General features: G+C 56.8%; 14 protein-coding genes. 5 read left to right on the plus strand and 9 right to left on the minus strand.

The window, feature by feature from the left end; genetic code table 11:
- Positions 1–26: 26 nt before the first annotated feature.
- Positions 27–980, plus strand: a complete 954-nt coding sequence (locus tag RBB47_RS01600; RefSeq protein ID WP_305983965.1) for a glycoside hydrolase family 26 protein — start codon at positions 27–29, stop codon at positions 978–980.
- Between the two features lie 39 nt (positions 981–1,019).
- Entirely contained in the window at positions 1,020–1,550 is a 531-nt protein-coding gene (locus RBB47_RS01605; RefSeq protein ID WP_305983966.1) for a DUF995 domain-containing protein, read from the plus strand.
- Positions 1,551–1,593: 43 nt separating this feature from the next.
- On the opposite strand, the gene RBB47_RS01610 is transcribed toward RBB47_RS01605, so the two are convergent.
- From RBB47_RS01610 to RBB47_RS01620, 3 genes are all read right to left on the minus strand, one after another.
- The gene (locus RBB47_RS01610) at positions 1,594–2,118 is read right to left on the minus strand and encodes a histidine phosphatase family protein (RefSeq protein WP_305983967.1); all 525 of its coding nucleotides are present in this window, start codon (positions 2,116–2,118) and stop codon (positions 1,594–1,596) included.
- 73 nt (positions 2,119–2,191) lie between these two features.
- Positions 2,192–2,746 carry a hypothetical protein gene (locus RBB47_RS01615; RefSeq protein ID WP_305983968.1) on the minus strand — a complete coding sequence of 185 codons (555 nt, stop codon included), beginning with the start codon at positions 2,744–2,746 and terminating at the stop codon, positions 2,192–2,194.
- A 73-nt stretch (positions 2,747–2,819) separates the two neighbouring features.
- On the minus strand, positions 2,820–3,665 hold the full coding sequence (locus RBB47_RS01620; protein WP_305983969.1) for a MoxR family ATPase: 846 nt from the start codon (positions 3,663–3,665) through the stop codon (positions 2,820–2,822).
- A 311-nt stretch (positions 3,666–3,976) separates the two neighbouring features.
- Here RBB47_RS01620 and RBB47_RS01625 point away from each other — a divergent pair, with 311 nt between their 5' ends.
- The 3 genes from RBB47_RS01625 (at position 3,977) to RBB47_RS01635 (ending at position 8,830) form a co-directional block, all read left to right on the plus strand.
- Positions 3,977–5,359, plus strand: a complete 1,383-nt coding sequence (locus RBB47_RS01625; protein WP_305983970.1) for a flagellar hook protein FlgE — start codon at positions 3,977–3,979, stop codon at positions 5,357–5,359.
- Between the two features lie 73 nt (positions 5,360–5,432).
- Positions 5,433–7,286: a flagellar hook-associated protein FlgK gene (gene flgK, locus RBB47_RS01630; RefSeq protein WP_305983971.1), complete on the plus strand. Its 1,854-nt coding sequence runs from the start codon at positions 5,433–5,435 to the stop codon at positions 7,284–7,286.
- Between the two features lie 8 nt (positions 7,287–7,294).
- Entirely contained in the window at positions 7,295–8,830 is a 1,536-nt protein-coding gene (locus tag RBB47_RS01635) for a flagellar protein (protein ID WP_305983972.1), read from the plus strand.
- Between the two features lie 97 nt (positions 8,831–8,927).
- Here RBB47_RS01635 and flaF read toward each other — a convergent pair whose 3' ends face one another.
- The 6 genes from flaF to RBB47_RS01665 all read right to left on the minus strand — a co-directional run bounded on the left by flaF (position 8,928) and on the right by RBB47_RS01665 (position 15,862).
- Entirely contained in the window at positions 8,928–9,308 is a 381-nt protein-coding gene (flaF, locus tag RBB47_RS01640; protein WP_305983973.1) for a flagellar biosynthesis regulator FlaF, read from the minus strand.
- Positions 9,190–9,684 (minus strand): flagellar biosynthesis repressor FlbT, encoded by a 495-nt coding sequence (gene flbT, locus RBB47_RS01645; protein WP_305983974.1) that lies wholly within the window; start codon positions 9,682–9,684, stop codon positions 9,190–9,192. Before flbT ends, flaF begins: the two co-directional genes overlap by 119 nt.
- A 91-nt stretch (positions 9,685–9,775) precedes the next feature.
- Complete coding sequence (locus RBB47_RS01650; RefSeq protein WP_305983975.1) at positions 9,776–11,266, minus strand: flagellin; 1,491 nt, start codon at positions 11,264–11,266, stop codon at positions 9,776–9,778.
- 281 nt (positions 11,267–11,547) lie between these two features.
- Complete coding sequence (locus tag RBB47_RS01655) at positions 11,548–13,041, minus strand: flagellin (RefSeq protein ID WP_305983976.1); 1,494 nt, start codon at positions 13,039–13,041, stop codon at positions 11,548–11,550.
- Between the two features lie 276 nt (positions 13,042–13,317).
- The gene (locus RBB47_RS01660) at positions 13,318–14,475 is read right to left on the minus strand and encodes a flagellin (protein WP_305983977.1); all 1,158 of its coding nucleotides are present in this window, start codon (positions 14,473–14,475) and stop codon (positions 13,318–13,320) included.
- Between the two features lie 229 nt (positions 14,476–14,704).
- Positions 14,705–15,862 (minus strand): flagellin, encoded by a 1,158-nt coding sequence (locus RBB47_RS01665; RefSeq protein WP_305983978.1) that lies wholly within the window; start codon positions 15,860–15,862, stop codon positions 14,705–14,707.
- Between the last annotated feature and the right edge of the window lie 39 nt (positions 15,863–15,901).

Below are 15,901 nucleotides of genomic sequence, written 5' to 3' on the forward strand. Positions count from 1 at the left end.
TCAAATGGACTGTTCAGGAGATCAGAATGAACCAGAAATGGAAATTCCCGCGCGTGTCGGCCAGAACCGGCATTGTCGCTTCGCTCTTCGGAGCTGCCTCGATTTTCGTTGTTACGCAAGCTGCCATCGGGAACACGGACGCTGGTGTAGTCGTACCGAAGCCCAGTGCTGATATCGCATTCGGCGCATACGACCCCCCCGGGTTTTTCATCAACGACGATGGCGTTTCAGTTGAACATCTCTTTCTGCCTTGGGAAGACGTTGAGCTAGAGAGCCTTCTGCTTGCCGACCAGTACGCAAAAGAACGCGGTCGCTCTGTCTTGATTACAGTGGAACCCTGGACCTGGGGAGAAAACTGGGATGTCTCACCAGCGGAACTCAGAAGCGGTATCGCTTCCGGGGCGTATGACCCGAATATCTCGGCCATTTGTACTGTTGCGAATGCCATGGAAAGTCCGGTGACCATTCGGTGGGCTCAGGAGATGGAAAGCACCTCGGGTCGCTTTACGTGGTCCGGCTGGGAGCCAGACGCATATATCGATGCATATCAGCACGTTGTGGACGTTTGCCGCGAAAATGCGCCCGATGCGAGCTTCATGTGGTCACCGAAGGGAGAGGAGGGGCTTCAAGCCTACTATCCAGGCGATGACTATGCAGACGTGGTGGGACTGTCCGTCTTCGGCCTGCAGGAATGGGACAAGGACAAGTACGGTGGCGATCGCACCTTTGCCGAAACTCTCGCTCCTGCATATGAGCGCGTTGTCGGCTTCGGCAAGCCTGTTTACGTTGCTGAGCTTGGCTATGTCGGTGATCGTGAATATGTCACCAAGTGGGCCGAAGACGTCACAAACGTTGGGCCCGAATTTCCTGAACTGACAACGGTTGTCTACTTCAACGACAAGGAAGTCTGGCCGTGGCCGGACGGATATGGGCTGCCTGACTGGCGGATCACCGAACAGATCCTCCCGGAAAATTCCTGAGGTAACTCAAGACAAGATACAACTCAAAGGAGATGTCACATGAAAAGCAAACTGACTGCGCTGGCTGCTGCGGTGTCTATCGCGGGTTTTGCCCTAACCGCCGGCGTTTCGACCGGAGTGCAGGCCGCGACGCAGGATGCTGTTAATGCAGCAGCGGAAGCTGCGAGCCCGATGAGCGTGGATGAGGTCTTTGGGCTCTACGCCAACAAATCCTGGATTTGGAGCGATGGTGCAGGTTACTTCGCCAACAGCAAGCGGGCCTTTACCGCGTATTCCGGTAGTGGTCGGAACGCTTCGTATGGAGAGGGCAACTGGTTCATCAAGTCGAACGGTTCCCTGTGCTTCCGAGCGACCTGGTATGCGGCCGATGGATCGGCGCCTGCCGTCACGTGTTTCGATCATCGCAAAAACGGCAACACCATCTATCAGCGCAAGGCACCGGGCGGAGACTGGTATGCGTTCCAATCGACACCGGCGCGACGCAGCAACGAGATCCGCAAATTACGGAGCGGCGACTATGTCAGCTCGCGATTGAACCGGATTAAATCCCAGCTGTCTCCGTCCGCATAAGCGGCGATGTACGCTTGGCATAGCCTGAGCAGCTGACTTTCGATCAGTCGTCGTCGCTCTTTAGGTCTCTCGGCTTGACGAACCGTTCCAGGTGACCGGTGCCGGTGCCGAGTTCGGACCAGTCGGAAATGTCAAAATCGAGGACGGCGAGTGCTGCGGTCGGGAACTTTTCCTGCATGTCGGGCAGGGCATCGGGTGCGCTGGTGCCCGTCAGTGCGTAGGCGGTTTCCTCCGTTGCGGGATTGTGGCCGAGCACCATCAGGGTTTGCGCTCTGCCGCCGTATTTGCGGATAAGCGGGCTGTAGTTGTTTTCGCTCTGCCAGTAGAGATCGGAAATCAGCTGGATGTAGGCTTCCTGCGGCAGGTAGGGAAGCAGACGTGCAAGGGTTTCGCGCGTTCTCTGCGATGTCGAGCAGAGGATCACGCTTGGCATCAGTTTCTCATCGCGAAGGTAGCGCGCCATCGTGATTGCAGCGGCTTTGCCACGAGCGTTCAGGGGCCGGTCGATATCGTCAAGCTGGGGATCTCCCCAGTCGGATTTCGCGTGTCTTAGCAGGAGCAGCCGCATGTCGAGCTTCTTCGCATATTATTTGTGTCCCGTCTCAATAAATGACGGGAGCCCCACTAAGCAATTGCGAATTTCAGTTTTGCTGCGTGAGCGCCTGAGTGAAGGCGGCAATGGTTGGACCGATCTCGCCTTCCTGCGAGGGCAACGTATAGGAAAGCCAGAGCGTGAAATCCGCGTTGTTGCCGGAAAAATACCAAAGCGTTTCGTATAGGGCCGTGGCGGTCCAGTTCCGGGTTCTGAAGGAAATACCGGTCGCGGATGCACCGCTGAGTTTGACCGGTTCAAACCCTGCGGCCTTGTAATTTCGGGAAAATTTCAACGCTTCGCGCCGGCCTGTCTCCTGAAGATGCTGCCTCAGCACCGCGGTCATACCGTCCCGGCCCGTATAGATGCAGCCGGCAAGGCTCGTGGCATCGCCCTCGATCACCTTGATCCGGTAGAAGGGACCAATCACGTCCGGACAGCGAAGGCCGGTAAAGTGGCGCAGGCCGCTGACGTCACTTTGCCAGCCGGCTTCCTTCTCGGGCGGCACCTGCGCGGCAGAGGGCAGGGCGGTGATGCCGGCCAAGCCGAACAGGGTCAGGACACCCCAAAGCAACCATTTTGCGACCCCAGAGGACGGTTTCATTTATGAACCCGTATCCCGGTGCGTTTGGAAAAAATCTCGATGCCAGGTTTTGCTGTCAATTCCGTCCTCCGGCTCAGGTCCGCTCGCGGCGGGCCATGAACGCAATGCGCTCGAAAAGATGGACATCCTGCTCGTTTTTCAGAAGGGCGCCATGAAGCGGTGGGATCAGTTTGCCGCCATCTTGTTGACGAAGCGTTTCCGGATCGATGTCCTCGTTCAGCAAGAGTTTGATCCAGTCAATCAGTTCGGATGTCGACGGTTTCTTTTTGACGCCGGGAACATCGCGTACATCGAAAAAGAGCCTGAGGGCCTCAGACAGGAGGCGTTTCTTGATTCCGGGGAAATGGACTTCAACAATCTCTGCCATCGTGTCCGCGTCAGGGAACTTGATGAAATGGAAAAAGCACCGGCGCAGGAAGGCGTCGGGGAGATCCTTTTCGTTGTTCGAGGTAATGATCACAACGGGCCGCTGTCTGGCCTGCACGGTCTCGCCCGTCTCGTAGACGTGAAACTCCATCCGGTCGAGCTCCAGAAGGAGGTCGTTTGGAAACTCGATGTCGGCCTTGTCGATCTCGTCGATCAGGAGGACGGGCTTTTCCGACGCCTCGAAGGCTTCCCAGAGCTTGCCCTTGCGGATGTAGTTGTTGATGTCCTTGACCCGCTCATCGCCCAGCTGGCTGTCGCGCAAGCGCGAGACGGCGTCATACTCATAAAGACCCTGTTGCGCCTTGGTGGTGGATTTCACATGCCACTCAATCAGCTGCGTGTTCAGGGCGGCCGCCACCTGTTGCGCCAGGACCGTTTTCCCGGTGCCGGGCTCACCTTTCACAAGAAGGGGCCGCTCCAGGGCAACCGCAGCATTGACCGCTACCCGCAGGTCTTCCGTCGCAATGTAGTTTTCAGTTCCTTCAAAACGCATCTGGCCGTCCGTCTTTCATGTGTCCGGCGGAAATTGGCAGGCGCAGCGCCCGGACGCAAGTCCTCAAAATGCAGGATGTGGACCGTCGGCCTTTGAGGGGACAGTCTTGCCGGGCCGAGGGGAAGAAATTGCCTGCCGCGTCCGGGTTTGCCGGGTTGGAATAAAAGGCCTTGGGGAAGTGGATTTCTTACAAGTGTCTGAAACGAAATGACTAATCTCGCTCTTGGTTGACTTGGCACAAGCCTTGCGGAGAAGGGGCGATTATGGGCGAAAGCCCGTGCGCAACGTCCGATCTATCAAGAGGACCACAAATGGGTATTTATGGGGCTATCAACTCGGCTGTCTCCGGACTGACCGCGCAGGCAACCGCGCTGGAGAATATCTCCGGTAACGTCGCCAACTCGCAGACAACCGGATACAAGCGTCTCGACACGACATTTTCCGATCTCGTTTCCGGCGGCGGGGCGACACAAGGCTCCCAGGTTTCCGGGACGACGGTTGCAACGTCGCGCGCCACCAACACCATCCAGGGCGACATCAGCCAGTCCGATGTCGATACCTACATGGCGATCAACGGTGAGGGATACTTCGTCGTCACCCAGGCGGCCGATGTGGTGGACGGCTCGACGACCTTTGCCGACGAGACTTTCTACACCCGTGCAGGTGATTTTGAGCGCGATCAGGACGGCTATCTCGTCAACAGTGCCGGTTACTACCTGCAAGGGTTTCCGCTTGATCCGACAACAGGAAATGCGGTCGGCGACGATCCGTCCGTGATCCGGATCGAAAATCAGCCGCTTGCGGCCTCGGCAACCACGCAAGTCGACTATCAGGCCAACCTGCCGCGCATTCCCGACACCAACGACTATGACGGCTCGACCGCTTCCACGGCATTGCTGGCTGCTGCCGTCGGCACCGGTGATGTTGCGGTTGCCAACGAAACAGACTTTTTGAACAGTTCGATCTCCGGTGGGTCGATCACCGTCTACAACCAGAACGGCACGGCGATGAACGTGGAAGTCCGCTATGCCAAGACCGTCAACGAGGACACGTCGGTTCCCGTCAACGACACCTGGACGATGTATATCAGTTCTGGCGGCGATGCGACGACGGCCTATTACGACGTCGGCGATCTTGAGTTCGACAGCACGGGTGCCCTTACCAACATGACCGCCGGTTCCATCGGCGCGGTCAATTCGACCAGCGACGGCTTCGACATCGCAACGCTTACCATCAACAGCACGACCGCCTCGGGCGTCGAGTTTTCCTTCGCCAACAACTCCCTGACACAGTATTCGGACCCCGACGGCACCGCGAGTTCGGTTGCGCTGGACCAGGACGGATACCCGGCAGGTGAGTTGACGGGGGTCGCCGTTGATGAATCGGGCCGCGTCATCGCGAGCTACTCGAACAGCCAGCAGCGCGCCGTTTACGAGATCCCACTGGCAACCTTTGAGGCCGAGCAGAACCTGAAGCGGGTCGACGGTGCGGCGTTTTCAGCCACCACGTCTTCAGGCGAGGCAGACCTGACCGGTGGCGGGCAGATCCTGTCAAACAACCTGGAGCTTTCCAACGCCGATATTGCGGACGAGTTCTCCAAGCTGATCATCACGCAGCAGGCCTATTCAGCCAACTCACGGATCGTCACCTCGGCCGATGAGATGCTGGACGATGCGCTCAACATGGTCCGGTAATGACATCCTTTCCGGCGGGTCATGACCCGCCGGACGCACCGGCGAAGTAGCGTTCCTTGAAGGAGTACCCGCTATGGGTCTGACAAGCGCCCTGAACACTGCGGTCTTCGGCATCACGTACAACCAGCGTCAGCTGGATGTGACGGCGAACAATATCGCCAACGCCGACACGGTCGGTTACACGAAGAAGACCATCGCCGCCAATGCCTATTTCGACGGGCAGGGGAATGTCGCGGGCCTGGTCGCTACGGAACTCACTCGAATTCTCGATGAGCAGATCCAGGCGGACTATTTCGATTCTCTCGCCGATACCAACTACGCCAAGCAGATCGCCAATTTCACCGAACGGCTCGACGGTATCTTCGGCACGATCAACGACAACAGCGGGCTCTCGTCGCTGATCACCAACCTGTCGTCGTCGCTTGCCACGCTCGTGAACGATCCGGGGAATTATACCGCGCAGCAGGAGGTGGTTGCCGCGGCTGACGCTTTCGCGCGTGAACTCAACAGCGCCTACGAGCGGATCGCCGATCTGAGGCAAGAGGCTGACGATTCCCTGTCGCTGCAGACGCAGACAGTCAACAATCTTCTGACCAGCATCGAAGACATCGATACGGCCATCCGGGACGCGACCCAGTCCAACGTTTCGACCGCCGACATGGAGGACGAGCGCGACCGGCTGATCGAACAGCTTTCCGGCTATCTCGACATTGAAGTTTCCGAAGGCACAAACAACACGCTGTTCATCCAGACCTCCGACGGACAGCAGCTTTACTCCGATGGCCAGGCTTCGACGCTGAGTTTCTCAACAACGCATTTGTTGCAGCCGGGCGTGTCGGGTCAGACGGTTGTCGCGACCACGCCTGGCGGCTCGACTTACGATGTCATCGCCGCCTCCAAGTCCGGGGCGATGGTGGCAACCGCCGAACTCAGGGACGAAATCCTGGTCGAGGCGCAAAAGCAGCTCGACACGATCGCGGCGGAGATTTCACTCGCATTTTCCAATGTCACGGTTGAAAGCTCAGAGGTAACCGTCGGGGCAGACACGGGATTTGACCTCGATGTGTCATCGCTTGAGCCCGGCAACACGATCACTCTCGAATATACCGATACCTCAGGTGTGGCGCAGACCGTTACGCTGATGGCGGTCTCCGATGCAAGCCTGTTGCCTCTGGACGACTCATCAACCTCGAACCCGAACGATACGGTCTTCGGTATCGACATTTCGAGCGGCCTGCCGGCAACCTACATCACCAATATCTCGGCAGCCCTTGCTGCAACGGGGCTGCAGGTCAGCAACAACGGCTCGGACGAGTTGCGGATCTTGGGCGATACGACCGCACCGACGAGCGTGGAAGGCCTGACTGCCGATGTGACCGTCACATCCAGCACGGATGCAGGTTTGGGGCTGGCCATCTTTGTCGATCAGCGCGTCGGCACGGAGACGTTTTCGGACGCGCTTGAAGATGGCGGCCAGCGGGTTGGTTATGCGAGCGGGATCAGTGTCAATCCGGACCTTCTCGCTGACAGCAGCTTGTTGGTGAACTACCAGACGACGCCAACCGCAAACACAACAAACGATCCCGCGAGGCCTGAGCATCTGCTCAACGCTTTGAACTCTGAAACCGTCTACTTTGATCCGAGCGCAGGGATCGGCAGTGCAGCGACGCCTTTCGAAGGCACTGTGACGGACTACATCAACCAGACAATCGCGTTCCAGGGCAATCAGGCTGAAGACGCCAAGACCTACGCCACCGCAAAAGAAACCCTGACCATCAATCTGGCCGTCCGTTACGAGGAGAGCTACGCGGTGGATCTGGATACCGAGCTTGCCTTCATGGTGCAGCTTGAAAACGCATACGCGGCCAATGCCCGGGTCATGCAGACAATCAAGGAGCTCTTCGAAGAGCTTCTGAACATCGTTTAAGGTGCATCATGACCCTGTCGTCGATCACAACCTCACGCTCTTATCTCACGCTGCAGCTCGGTCAGTTGAATGACCAGCTGACAGACAAGACGACCCAGCTCGCGACTGGCAAGGTTGGCACCACCTATGGCGAGATCGGCGACAACCGGCTTCTGGATATCCAGCTGACACAGAAGGTCAGTCTCATCGAGAGCTATCAGGAGACCATCACGATCTCCAACCTGCATCTGGAAACGTTGTCACTGTCGCTTGAGCGGCTGGAAACCATCCGGCAGGACTCCAAGTCGGCGATGGATACGAATGATTTCGTTATCCAGAGCGATGGCCAGACGCAAACCCAGTCGCGTGCCGAGCTTCTTTTGACCGAAACGCTCAATATTCTGAATACGGAAATTGCCGGCTACTACATTTTCGGCGGAACCGACTCCATCGCCGATCCGGTTGCGAACCTAGACGCGATCCTGAACGGATCGGGAGGGCTGGACGGCCTGTCTGCCTTTCTCGACGAATACAGCCAGGCAAATCTGGGAGCATCCAACAACGGACGTCTGTCGATCTCGGCACTCACGACCAATTACGCGGCGGGTGTTCCGACGGACTCCACCTTCACAATCGCCGAAGACGGTGCGCATGACTTCGGGTTTGATATTTCAAGCGTTACGTCAACGCTCAGCAATGCCTCGATCACAGGGCCGCTGGCAGCCGATCCCGACAGTTTCGATGTTCAGTTTACCGGCCAGCCCGCTCTGGGCGAAACAATCACGATTGAGCTGACCCTTCCTCCTGATCACACAGAGACCGTGTCGATCGAGTTCACGGCAGCTTCGACGAACGAGGCTGAGGGTACTTTCGCGATCGGTGCGGATCTTGAGGAAACGGCACAAAACCTTCTTGCCGAAATAACGGCCGAAATCGAAAACCAGGCGCAAACAACGCTGAGAGCCGTATCGGACCAATGGGCGTCAGATGAGTTTTTCACGACGTTCGGCGGCGAAGAGCCCCAGCGCGTCGACGGTCCTCCCTATGACACGGCAACGGCTCAGATCGCTGGCGGATCAACGACCGTTGAATGGTATACGGGCAGAAACACCGCTACGACCGATGCGCGCGCAGACAAGAACGCCGTCATCGATTCAAATCTGACCGCGAGTTATGGCGTCAGGGCCAACGAAACGGCGCTCCAGGAACTGGTTCAGTCTCTGGCGACCTTTGTTGCCGCTGACTTTTCCGGCGGAACGCAGACCGACGAGGAATACTACAACGCACTGTCCTCAAACCTGCGCAGCCTGCTGCAGCCGGTCGGTGTGGATCAGTCGGGTATCGTCGACATATCAACGGACATTGCGATCACGCACAGGACAGTCTCACTGACGAGCGAACGGCATGTGCAGATGAAAAGCACATATGAAGGAACGATTGCCGAGATCGAAGGGATTGACCAGAACCAGGTTGCTGCCGAGATCCTGACACTTCAGAACAACCTCGAAGTGTCTTACCGCGCGTCATCGATCCTGTTCAATCTGAGCCTGTCGGATTACATCTGACGAGGTCGGTAGTTCTGCGCGTATTGCTTTCAGCCAGATATCTAACAACAAAAGCCGGTCGCTCAACGCGCCGGCTTTCAACTTTTTGAAGCAGGGATTACTCGGCTTCGGCGCGTGCCCGAAGTCCTTCGGCGATTGCCCGGTTGATGCTGATGAGAGAATTCATCTTCTCGGCGTCGTCCGTGGTGATCACCGTAATCGTCTGTTTGAAAACAAAAACCGCCAGGGAAGCTATGTTGTTCTTCACATCCTGCGGAAGCTGGCTTTCGTCACTTGTGGCTGACGTTACGAGAATGCTCCAGAGCTTGCGATTGTAGACCAATGCATCGTCTTTTTCGGCGAGTGAGGCCTCGCTCCATTCATCCTTGATCAGCTGCAGCCTGGCTGCGGCTTTCATCAGCAGATTCGCTTCCAGCTCTCTCGGTGACACCGCCACCTGGCTCGTTTTCTGGTAAGCTTGCGCTGCCTGTTTGTACATGACCGATCAGCGTCCCTTCGTACTCGATGAGCTTGCGTGCTTCTTTCAGTGCTTTATAGAAGGCGCCGGTTAGGATGGCGTTACTGATCCTGGTAACATACGGTATCGTGCTCGGCGCGGCTTTTACGATGTCGTTGACGAGAGTGAAGTAATTCTCCTGAATTCTCTCCAGATCAGTAGACAGATACATCAGCTGAACGGCCAAATAGACCCGTTTTGCAGGCGTATCCGCGGTCGCAGGCGTGAGAATATCCTTTTCTCTCAGAATGGGAGCCTGGCCTTCGATAAAGAGACGGGTTCGCTGATTGTCATTTGTGATGACACTGTCACCAATGATAATCCGCTCGCCCGGTTTTAATTCGACCTTGAGCGCCATTCCTTGACCTCCACGCTTGAGTATCGCTTTCAAACGTTAACGAACTGGTTAACGACCGCTGCCGATACTGTACTGATGTTAACCCCTGATGTTAACCAAACAGGCTCAGGACGCTTTGGTCGGCCTGGTTGGCGAGCGACAGGGCGGTAGACGAAAGCTGCTGCCGCGTTTGCAGAGCAAGCATGTTCGCACCTTCCTCGTTCATGTCAGCGATGGTCAGCTCACCCGCGCCGACTTCCAGTGTGTTGATCAGATTCTGCGTGAAGTCTGTCCGGATTTCAACGGTAGAGAGCGACGTCCCCATGGACCGGGCTGCCGAGCGCAGCTCATCAAGCGCCGCGTTGATCGCCTGCAGCGTGCGGTCAATGTCCGTATCCGACTTGAATTCAGAGGCCGCCGCCGTCAGGCCGACCGTACCGGTGGTGCTGCCGAGCGTGGTGCGGTTGAAGTCGGTGTTGCTGCTGGTGATATCAAACGAAACCTCGCCGATCAGACTGATGCTGCCGCCGGAGAACGAAGCGTCCAGGCCTTTCACATTGTCGATGAACGTTACAAGGTCGTTCACTGTGGTTTCATCGTCGATTTCAATCGAAGCCGGCTCGAAATCGTTGCCGTCCGTGATGGTGATCGTGTCACCGGCCTGGAAACCGCCGGAACTGATGAGGGTTGAGGCAGCCGTGAGAGCGGCAACGGTGAGGGACGTGGTGCCGGTTCCGCTGCCGCCGTTGGTCGCTGTACCGCCGCCTGCGGTGTTTTTCGAGATGGAGATCGTGTTGTCGCCACCTGACGTGATTGAGATCGAGTCGGTCGCCTCGTCAAAGCTGGCATGGATGCCGTTCAGATCATTGAGGGCATCAACATAGTCCTGCACAGTCGTGATGTCGGTTCCGACGGTTAGCGTCGTGGTGCCGGAACTGTCCGTGATTTCAACCTGGTCGCCTGTGGACCATGCCCCAAGATCGGTCAGATTGGAGGACGCCTGCAGGCCGGTCACTGCGATTGTCGTACTGCCGCCGAAGAGATTGAACGACGATGTGCCGGTTCCACCAGTATCGAGGTCGTCCAGATTGAGCCCGTCATCCAGTGTCGTGTCGGTGAAGTCTACCGGATTGACGGTGAGATTGGATGTGCTGTCCTCGTTGAAGATGACTTCCAGTTCGTTGCCTGGACCGGCGAGAAGGTTCTTGCCCTTGTAGCTGGAGTCCCGGGCCATGTCCTCAATCTGCTCGAGGATGTCATTATACTGCGACGCGAATTGTTTGCGCTCGTATTCGCTGGATGTCTGAAGTGCCTGATTGGCAATCGCTTTTGCCGATTCGACCAGCTTGGTGATTGACGTGATGCCCTTGTCGGCCGCCTTGATGGTCTGAACCGCCTGACCCATGTTGTCCAGAAGGTTGGCAAGATCGCTGGCCCGGTCATTCAACGATTGAGCCGTGAAGAATGAGTTGGGATTGTCGAGTGCCGTGTTGACCTTCAACCCTGTCGCAAGCCGCGTCTGAGTGACAGACTGGAGATCCGCCGTTTGCTTGAGCGACAGGAGATTGTCCCGGACTGCGCTTGATAGAACAATATCAGACATCACCGCTTTTCCTATTCAGACCCAAAGTGGGTGTCACCAAGTGCGCAAAGTCATGCGCGCACCTTTGACGTAAAACTAAATGGAAAGTTAATCGGTCATGCACTGATTAACGCGATGTAAATAAAAGTTACCAAAAGCTTTCTTTTAACTAACTGAAAAACAAAGCGAAAATTTTCGAGCATCCGATTGTATTCGCAGCACAAAACGATAACGGCGGGCTAGGGGCCCGCCGTTTCTGATTGTCAGATTGTGAGTCGTGCGTCTGACTGATTCTTCTAGTCTTAGAAGAGGGATAGCACCGTCTGGTCCGCCTGCGACGCGAAGGACAGTGATGTCGATGCAAGCTGCTGTCTGGTCTGAAGGGCCAGAAGGTTTGCACCTTCCTCGTTGGTGTCGGCCAGGGTCAGAAGACCTGCACCTTCCTGAAGAGTATTGATCAACGTCTTGGTGAAGTCTTGCCGTATCTCAACAGTCGACAGGTTGGTACCGAATTCGGATGCTTGCGATCTCAGGTTCGAGAGTGCGGTGTTCAGTCGGTCAACAACCCGGTTGATGTCGTTGTCCGTCGCGAAGCCACTGTCGCTGAGGGCCGCGACACTCACGCCCGTACTGTTTGCCGTAAAGCCGGAAGTCGCGAAGTTCGAATTGTCACTTGTGAGTGACAGGTCCGTTTCACTTTGAATGTTGAGCTGACCGGAAGAGGAGTCAAAGTCGGCGCTTATGCCGTTGAAGTCATTGACGAAGTTTTCCAGATCATCAACCGTCGTATCCGCTTCGATCTCAAGCGAACCGAGTTCGAAGTTGTTGCCGTCGGTCAGAGTGAGCGTGTCGCCGACTGCGAAGGAACCGGAGTCCACCAGGGTCTGGGTGGTGGTTGTGAAGGCCGTGCCGTCAACAGAGGCAAATGCCGCACCAGCCGTACCCGTGCTGACCGCAAGGTCTTCGTCGGAATAGATGGTCAATGCACCGTTGGTTTCATCGAATTCCGCCCGGACACCGGCGATACCGTTCAGGTTGTCGATCAGGTCCTGAACCGTCGCGCCACTGGCAGCCAGCGTGCCACCGGAGATGGCGGCTGCGGTTGCCGTCGTGTCATAAAGGGTGATCGTGTTCGTTCCGGCGATGAGCGTGGAGTCAGCCAGAGACGAACTCGTGTTGAGGCTCGGGCCGCCGGTTGACGATTCCAGCGTGATCGTGGTCTTGCCACCCTGGATCTGGAACGAGGTCGCGCCGCCCTGGCCCTCGGCAAGGTCAGAAAGATTGAGACCTTGGGAGAGGGAGCTGTCGGTGTAGTCGACCGCTTCGATGGTGAGTTTCGAAGTTGCGTCTTCGTTGAAGATCGTGGTCAGGTCGTTGCCGTCACCGGCAAGCAGGTTCTTACCCTTGTAGGAGCTGTCCTTCGCGACATCTTCAATTTGCTCGAGCAGGTCATTGTACTGCTGTGCGAACGTCTTGCGCTCATACTGGCTCTGGGTCTGCAGGGCCTGGTTGGCTTTCGCTTTCGCGGATTCGACCAGATCGGTAATCGTCTGAATACCTTTGTCAGCCGCCTTGATCGTCTGCAGGGACTGACCCATGTCGTCGAGCAGGTTGCTCAGGTCGCTGGCGCGAGAGCTGAGACCGGATGCCGTGAAGAAGGAATTCGGATTGTCGAGCGCCGAATTGACCTTGAGTCCCGTCGCCAGTTTGTTCTGGACGCCGGACATCAGGTCTGCGGTGGATTGAAGCGTGAGAAGGTTCTGCCGCACGGCAGCTGACAGGGTGATGTCCTGCATCGTCTTTTCCCTTTCCTGGGTCACAAGTACTGCTGCTCGTCCTGAGCAGGTTGATTAGGATCATCTCCCGTTAACCCTAATCATTGGTTAATTGGATGGCATTATACGGTTAACGAGGTGTTAACGCGTTGAGTGTGCTCGGAAAATCGGCAGGAAACCGGGAATGTGGGGGAGGGTGTGATCCGCCCGGGCATGTCCCGGGGGTAAGTGCCTGAACGGAATCAAAAAAGGCGGGCCTGGGCCCGCCTTTCGTTTTGTTTGCTGGTTCTGCTGGTCTTAGAAGAGACGCAGAACGTTCTGGTCGGCCTGAGCTGCCAGGGACAGGGACGTGGAAGCGAGCGATTGCTGGGTCTGCAGAGCCAGCAGGTTGGCGCCTTCCTCGTTGGTGTCCGCCAGGGTGAGCTTGCCGGCACCTTCTTCCAGCGTGTTGATCAGGGCATTGGTGAAGTCCTGACGGTTTTCCACGATGGAAAGGTTGGTACCGAATGTCGACGCCTGGGCCCGCAGGGTGTCCTGCGCGCTGGTCAACCTGCTCAGAGTTGCCTCGATGTTTGAGTCAGTGGCAAAGCCGTTTGACGTGCCAGCGCTGATCGAAATGTCCGTGAAGCCGGATGCATCCGAAGACAGGCTCAGATCGATCGATGTCGTGACATCAACACCGCCAGCCGAAGTCGCCGCACTTACGTCGGAGTTCGAGCCATTGATGAAGTCGGCAACGTCTGCGACCGTGGTGCTGGCGGTGATTTCAAGGGTCGCAAGTTCTGTACCCGTGCTGTCAGACAGCGTCAGGGTGTCGCCTGCGGTGAAATCATCGTCCGTAACAACGGTAGCACCCGAAGCAAGTGCAGTAGCACCAGCTGAACCGTTGGTGAAGGCAACCGTGCTGGTGCCGTCTGCGGCCGCTGCCAGATCGGACAGGTTCAGACCGGTCGAGCTGGTTGTGTCGGTGTAATCGACCGAGGTAATCGACAAGGAAGACGTGCCGTCTTCGTTGAAGATGACCGACAGGTCGTTGCCGGAACCGCCAAGCAGGTTCTTGCCCTTGTAGCCGGCATCCTTCGCCAGATCCTCGATCTGGGTCAGAAGCTCGTTATACTCGGCTGCAAAATCCTTGCGCTCGGACTGGCTCGACGTCTGCAGAGCCTGGTTGGCTTTCGCCTTTGCGGCATCCACAAGATCGGAGATCGACGTGATCGCCTGGTCCGCTGCCTTCAGGGTCTGGACCGACTGGCCCATGTCGTCGAGCAGGGTGCTGAGGTCGCTTGCGCGGTTCTCAAGGCCCTTGGCCGTGAAGAAGGAATTCGGATTATCAAGGGCCGAATTGACCTTCTTGCCCGTTGCAAGTCTTTCTTGCACGGAGCTCATCAGCTGAGATGTTGACTGGAGAGCATTGAGGTTCGCGCGCACGGCGCTTGAAATGGTAATTTCAGGCATTTTGTTTCCCTTCTAGGAATACGAGATACAAGAACCCTTCCTGGGTTCGGTGCTCATCAAACGGCTGAAATTGAGAACAAGCTGTAAAGATAATTGGTTAGCGGGATTTAACCTTAACGCGCTGTTACCAAAGGGAAATCCGGTTGGAATGAAGAAGGCACGGCGGACAGTGCGTCCGCCGTGCCTTGTTTTGATTTGCCGTCAGTTCAGCGGCTGCGTCTTTTTCAGCTTAGAAGAGACGCAGAACGTTCTGGTCGGCCTGAGCTGCCAGGGACAGGGACGTGGAGGCCAGGGTCTGCTGAGTCTGGAGAGCCAGCAGGTTGGCGCCTTCCTCGTTGGTGTCCGCCAGGGTGAGCTTGCCGGCACCTTCTTCCAGCGTGTTGATCAGGGCATTGGTGAAGTCCTGACGGTTTTCCACGATGGAGAGGTTGGTACCGAACGTCGACGCCTGGGCGCGAAGCGTGTTTTGTGCGCTTGTCAGCCTGGTCAGCGTTGCCTCGATGTTTGCGTCAGTGGCAAAGCCGTTTGACGTACCGGCGCTGATCGAAATGTCCGTGAAGCCGGATGCATCCGAAGACAGGCTCAGATCGATCGATGTCGTGACATCAACACCGCCAGCCGAAGTCGCCGCACTGACGTCGGAGTTCGAGTCGTTGATGAAGTCAGCAACGTCTGCGACCGTGGTGCTGGCGGTGATTTCAAGGGTCGCAAGTTCTGTACCCGTGCTGTCGGACAGCGTCAGGGTGTCGCCTGCGGTGAAATCATCGTCCGTAACAACGGTAGCACCCGAAGCAAGTGCGGTAGCACCAGCTGAACCGTTGGTGAAGGCAGCCGTGCTGGTGCCGTCTGCGGCCGCTGCCAGATCGGACAGGTTCAGACCGGTCGAGCTGGTTGTGTCGGTGTAGTCGACAGCGGAAATCGTCAGGTCCGACGATCCGTCTTCGTTGAAGATGACCGACAGGTCGTTGCCGGAACCGCCGAGCAGGTTCTTGCCACCGTAACCTGCGTCCTTCGCCAGATCCTCGATCTGGGTCAGAAGCTCGTTATACTCGGCCGCAAAGTCCTTGCGCTCGGACTGGCTTGACGTCTGCAGAGCCTGGTTGGCTTTCGCCTTTGCGGCATCCACAAGATCGGAAATCGATGAGATCGCCTGGTCCGCTGCCTTCAGAGTCTGGACCGACTGGCCCATGTCGTCGAGCAGGGTGCTGAGATCGCTTGCGCGGTTCTCAAGACCTTTCGCGGTGAAGAACGAGTTCGGATTGTCCAGTGCGGAGTTGACTTTCTTTCCGGTGGAGAGGCGCTCCTGAACCGTGCTCATCAGGTCAGATGTTGCCTGAAGAGAGTTCAGGTTCGTGCGAACTGCACTTGAAAGAGTAATTCCAGTCATTACAGAGTTCCTTCTGCTTGAAACGCCATTCTTCCTGAA

It is taken from the genome of Roseibium sp. MMSF_3544 (assembly GCF_030732845.1).
In the GTDB taxonomy this organism is placed as follows: Bacteria; Pseudomonadota; Alphaproteobacteria; order Rhizobiales; family Stappiaceae; genus Roseibium.

Bases quoted from the DNA above. Each gene is read 5' to 3' on its own strand.
- RBB47_RS01660 (WP_305983977.1), bottom strand. From the start codon at position 14,475: ATGCCTGAAATTACCATTTCAAGCGCCGTGCGCGCGAACCTCAATGCT.
- flbT (WP_305983974.1), bottom strand. From the start codon at position 9,684: ATGGCGCTCAAGGTCGAATTAAAACCGGGCGAGCGGATTATCATTGGT.
- RBB47_RS01605 (WP_305983966.1), top strand. From the start codon at position 1,020: ATGAAAAGCAAACTGACTGCGCTGGCTGCTGCGGTGTCTATCGCGGGT.
- flgK (WP_305983971.1), top strand. From the start codon at position 5,433: ATGGGTCTGACAAGCGCCCTGAACACTGCGGTCTTCGGCATCACGTAC.
- RBB47_RS01600 (WP_305983965.1), top strand. From the start codon at position 27: ATGAACCAGAAATGGAAATTCCCGCGCGTGTCGGCCAGAACCGGCATT.
- flaF (WP_305983973.1), bottom strand. From the start codon at position 9,308: ATGTACAAACAGGCAGCGCAAGCTTACCAGAAAACGAGCCAGGTGGCG.
- RBB47_RS01635 (WP_305983972.1), top strand. From the start codon at position 7,295: ATGACCCTGTCGTCGATCACAACCTCACGCTCTTATCTCACGCTGCAG.
- RBB47_RS01650 (WP_305983975.1), bottom strand. From the start codon at position 11,266: ATGTCTGATATTGTTCTATCAAGCGCAGTCCGGGACAATCTCCTGTCG.
- RBB47_RS01610 (WP_305983967.1), bottom strand. From the start codon at position 2,118: ATGCGGCTGCTCCTGCTAAGACACGCGAAATCCGACTGGGGAGATCCC.
- RBB47_RS01625 (WP_305983970.1), top strand. From the start codon at position 3,977: ATGGGTATTTATGGGGCTATCAACTCGGCTGTCTCCGGACTGACCGCG.
- RBB47_RS01620 (WP_305983969.1), bottom strand. From the start codon at position 3,665: ATGCGTTTTGAAGGAACTGAAAACTACATTGCGACGGAAGACCTGCGG.
- RBB47_RS01655 (WP_305983976.1), bottom strand. From the start codon at position 13,041: ATGCAGGACATCACCCTGTCAGCTGCCGTGCGGCAGAACCTTCTCACG.
- RBB47_RS01665 (WP_305983978.1), bottom strand. From the start codon at position 15,862: ATGACTGGAATTACTCTTTCAAGTGCAGTTCGCACGAACCTGAACTCT.
- RBB47_RS01615 (WP_305983968.1), bottom strand. From the start codon at position 2,746: ATGAAACCGTCCTCTGGGGTCGCAAAATGGTTGCTTTGGGGTGTCCTG.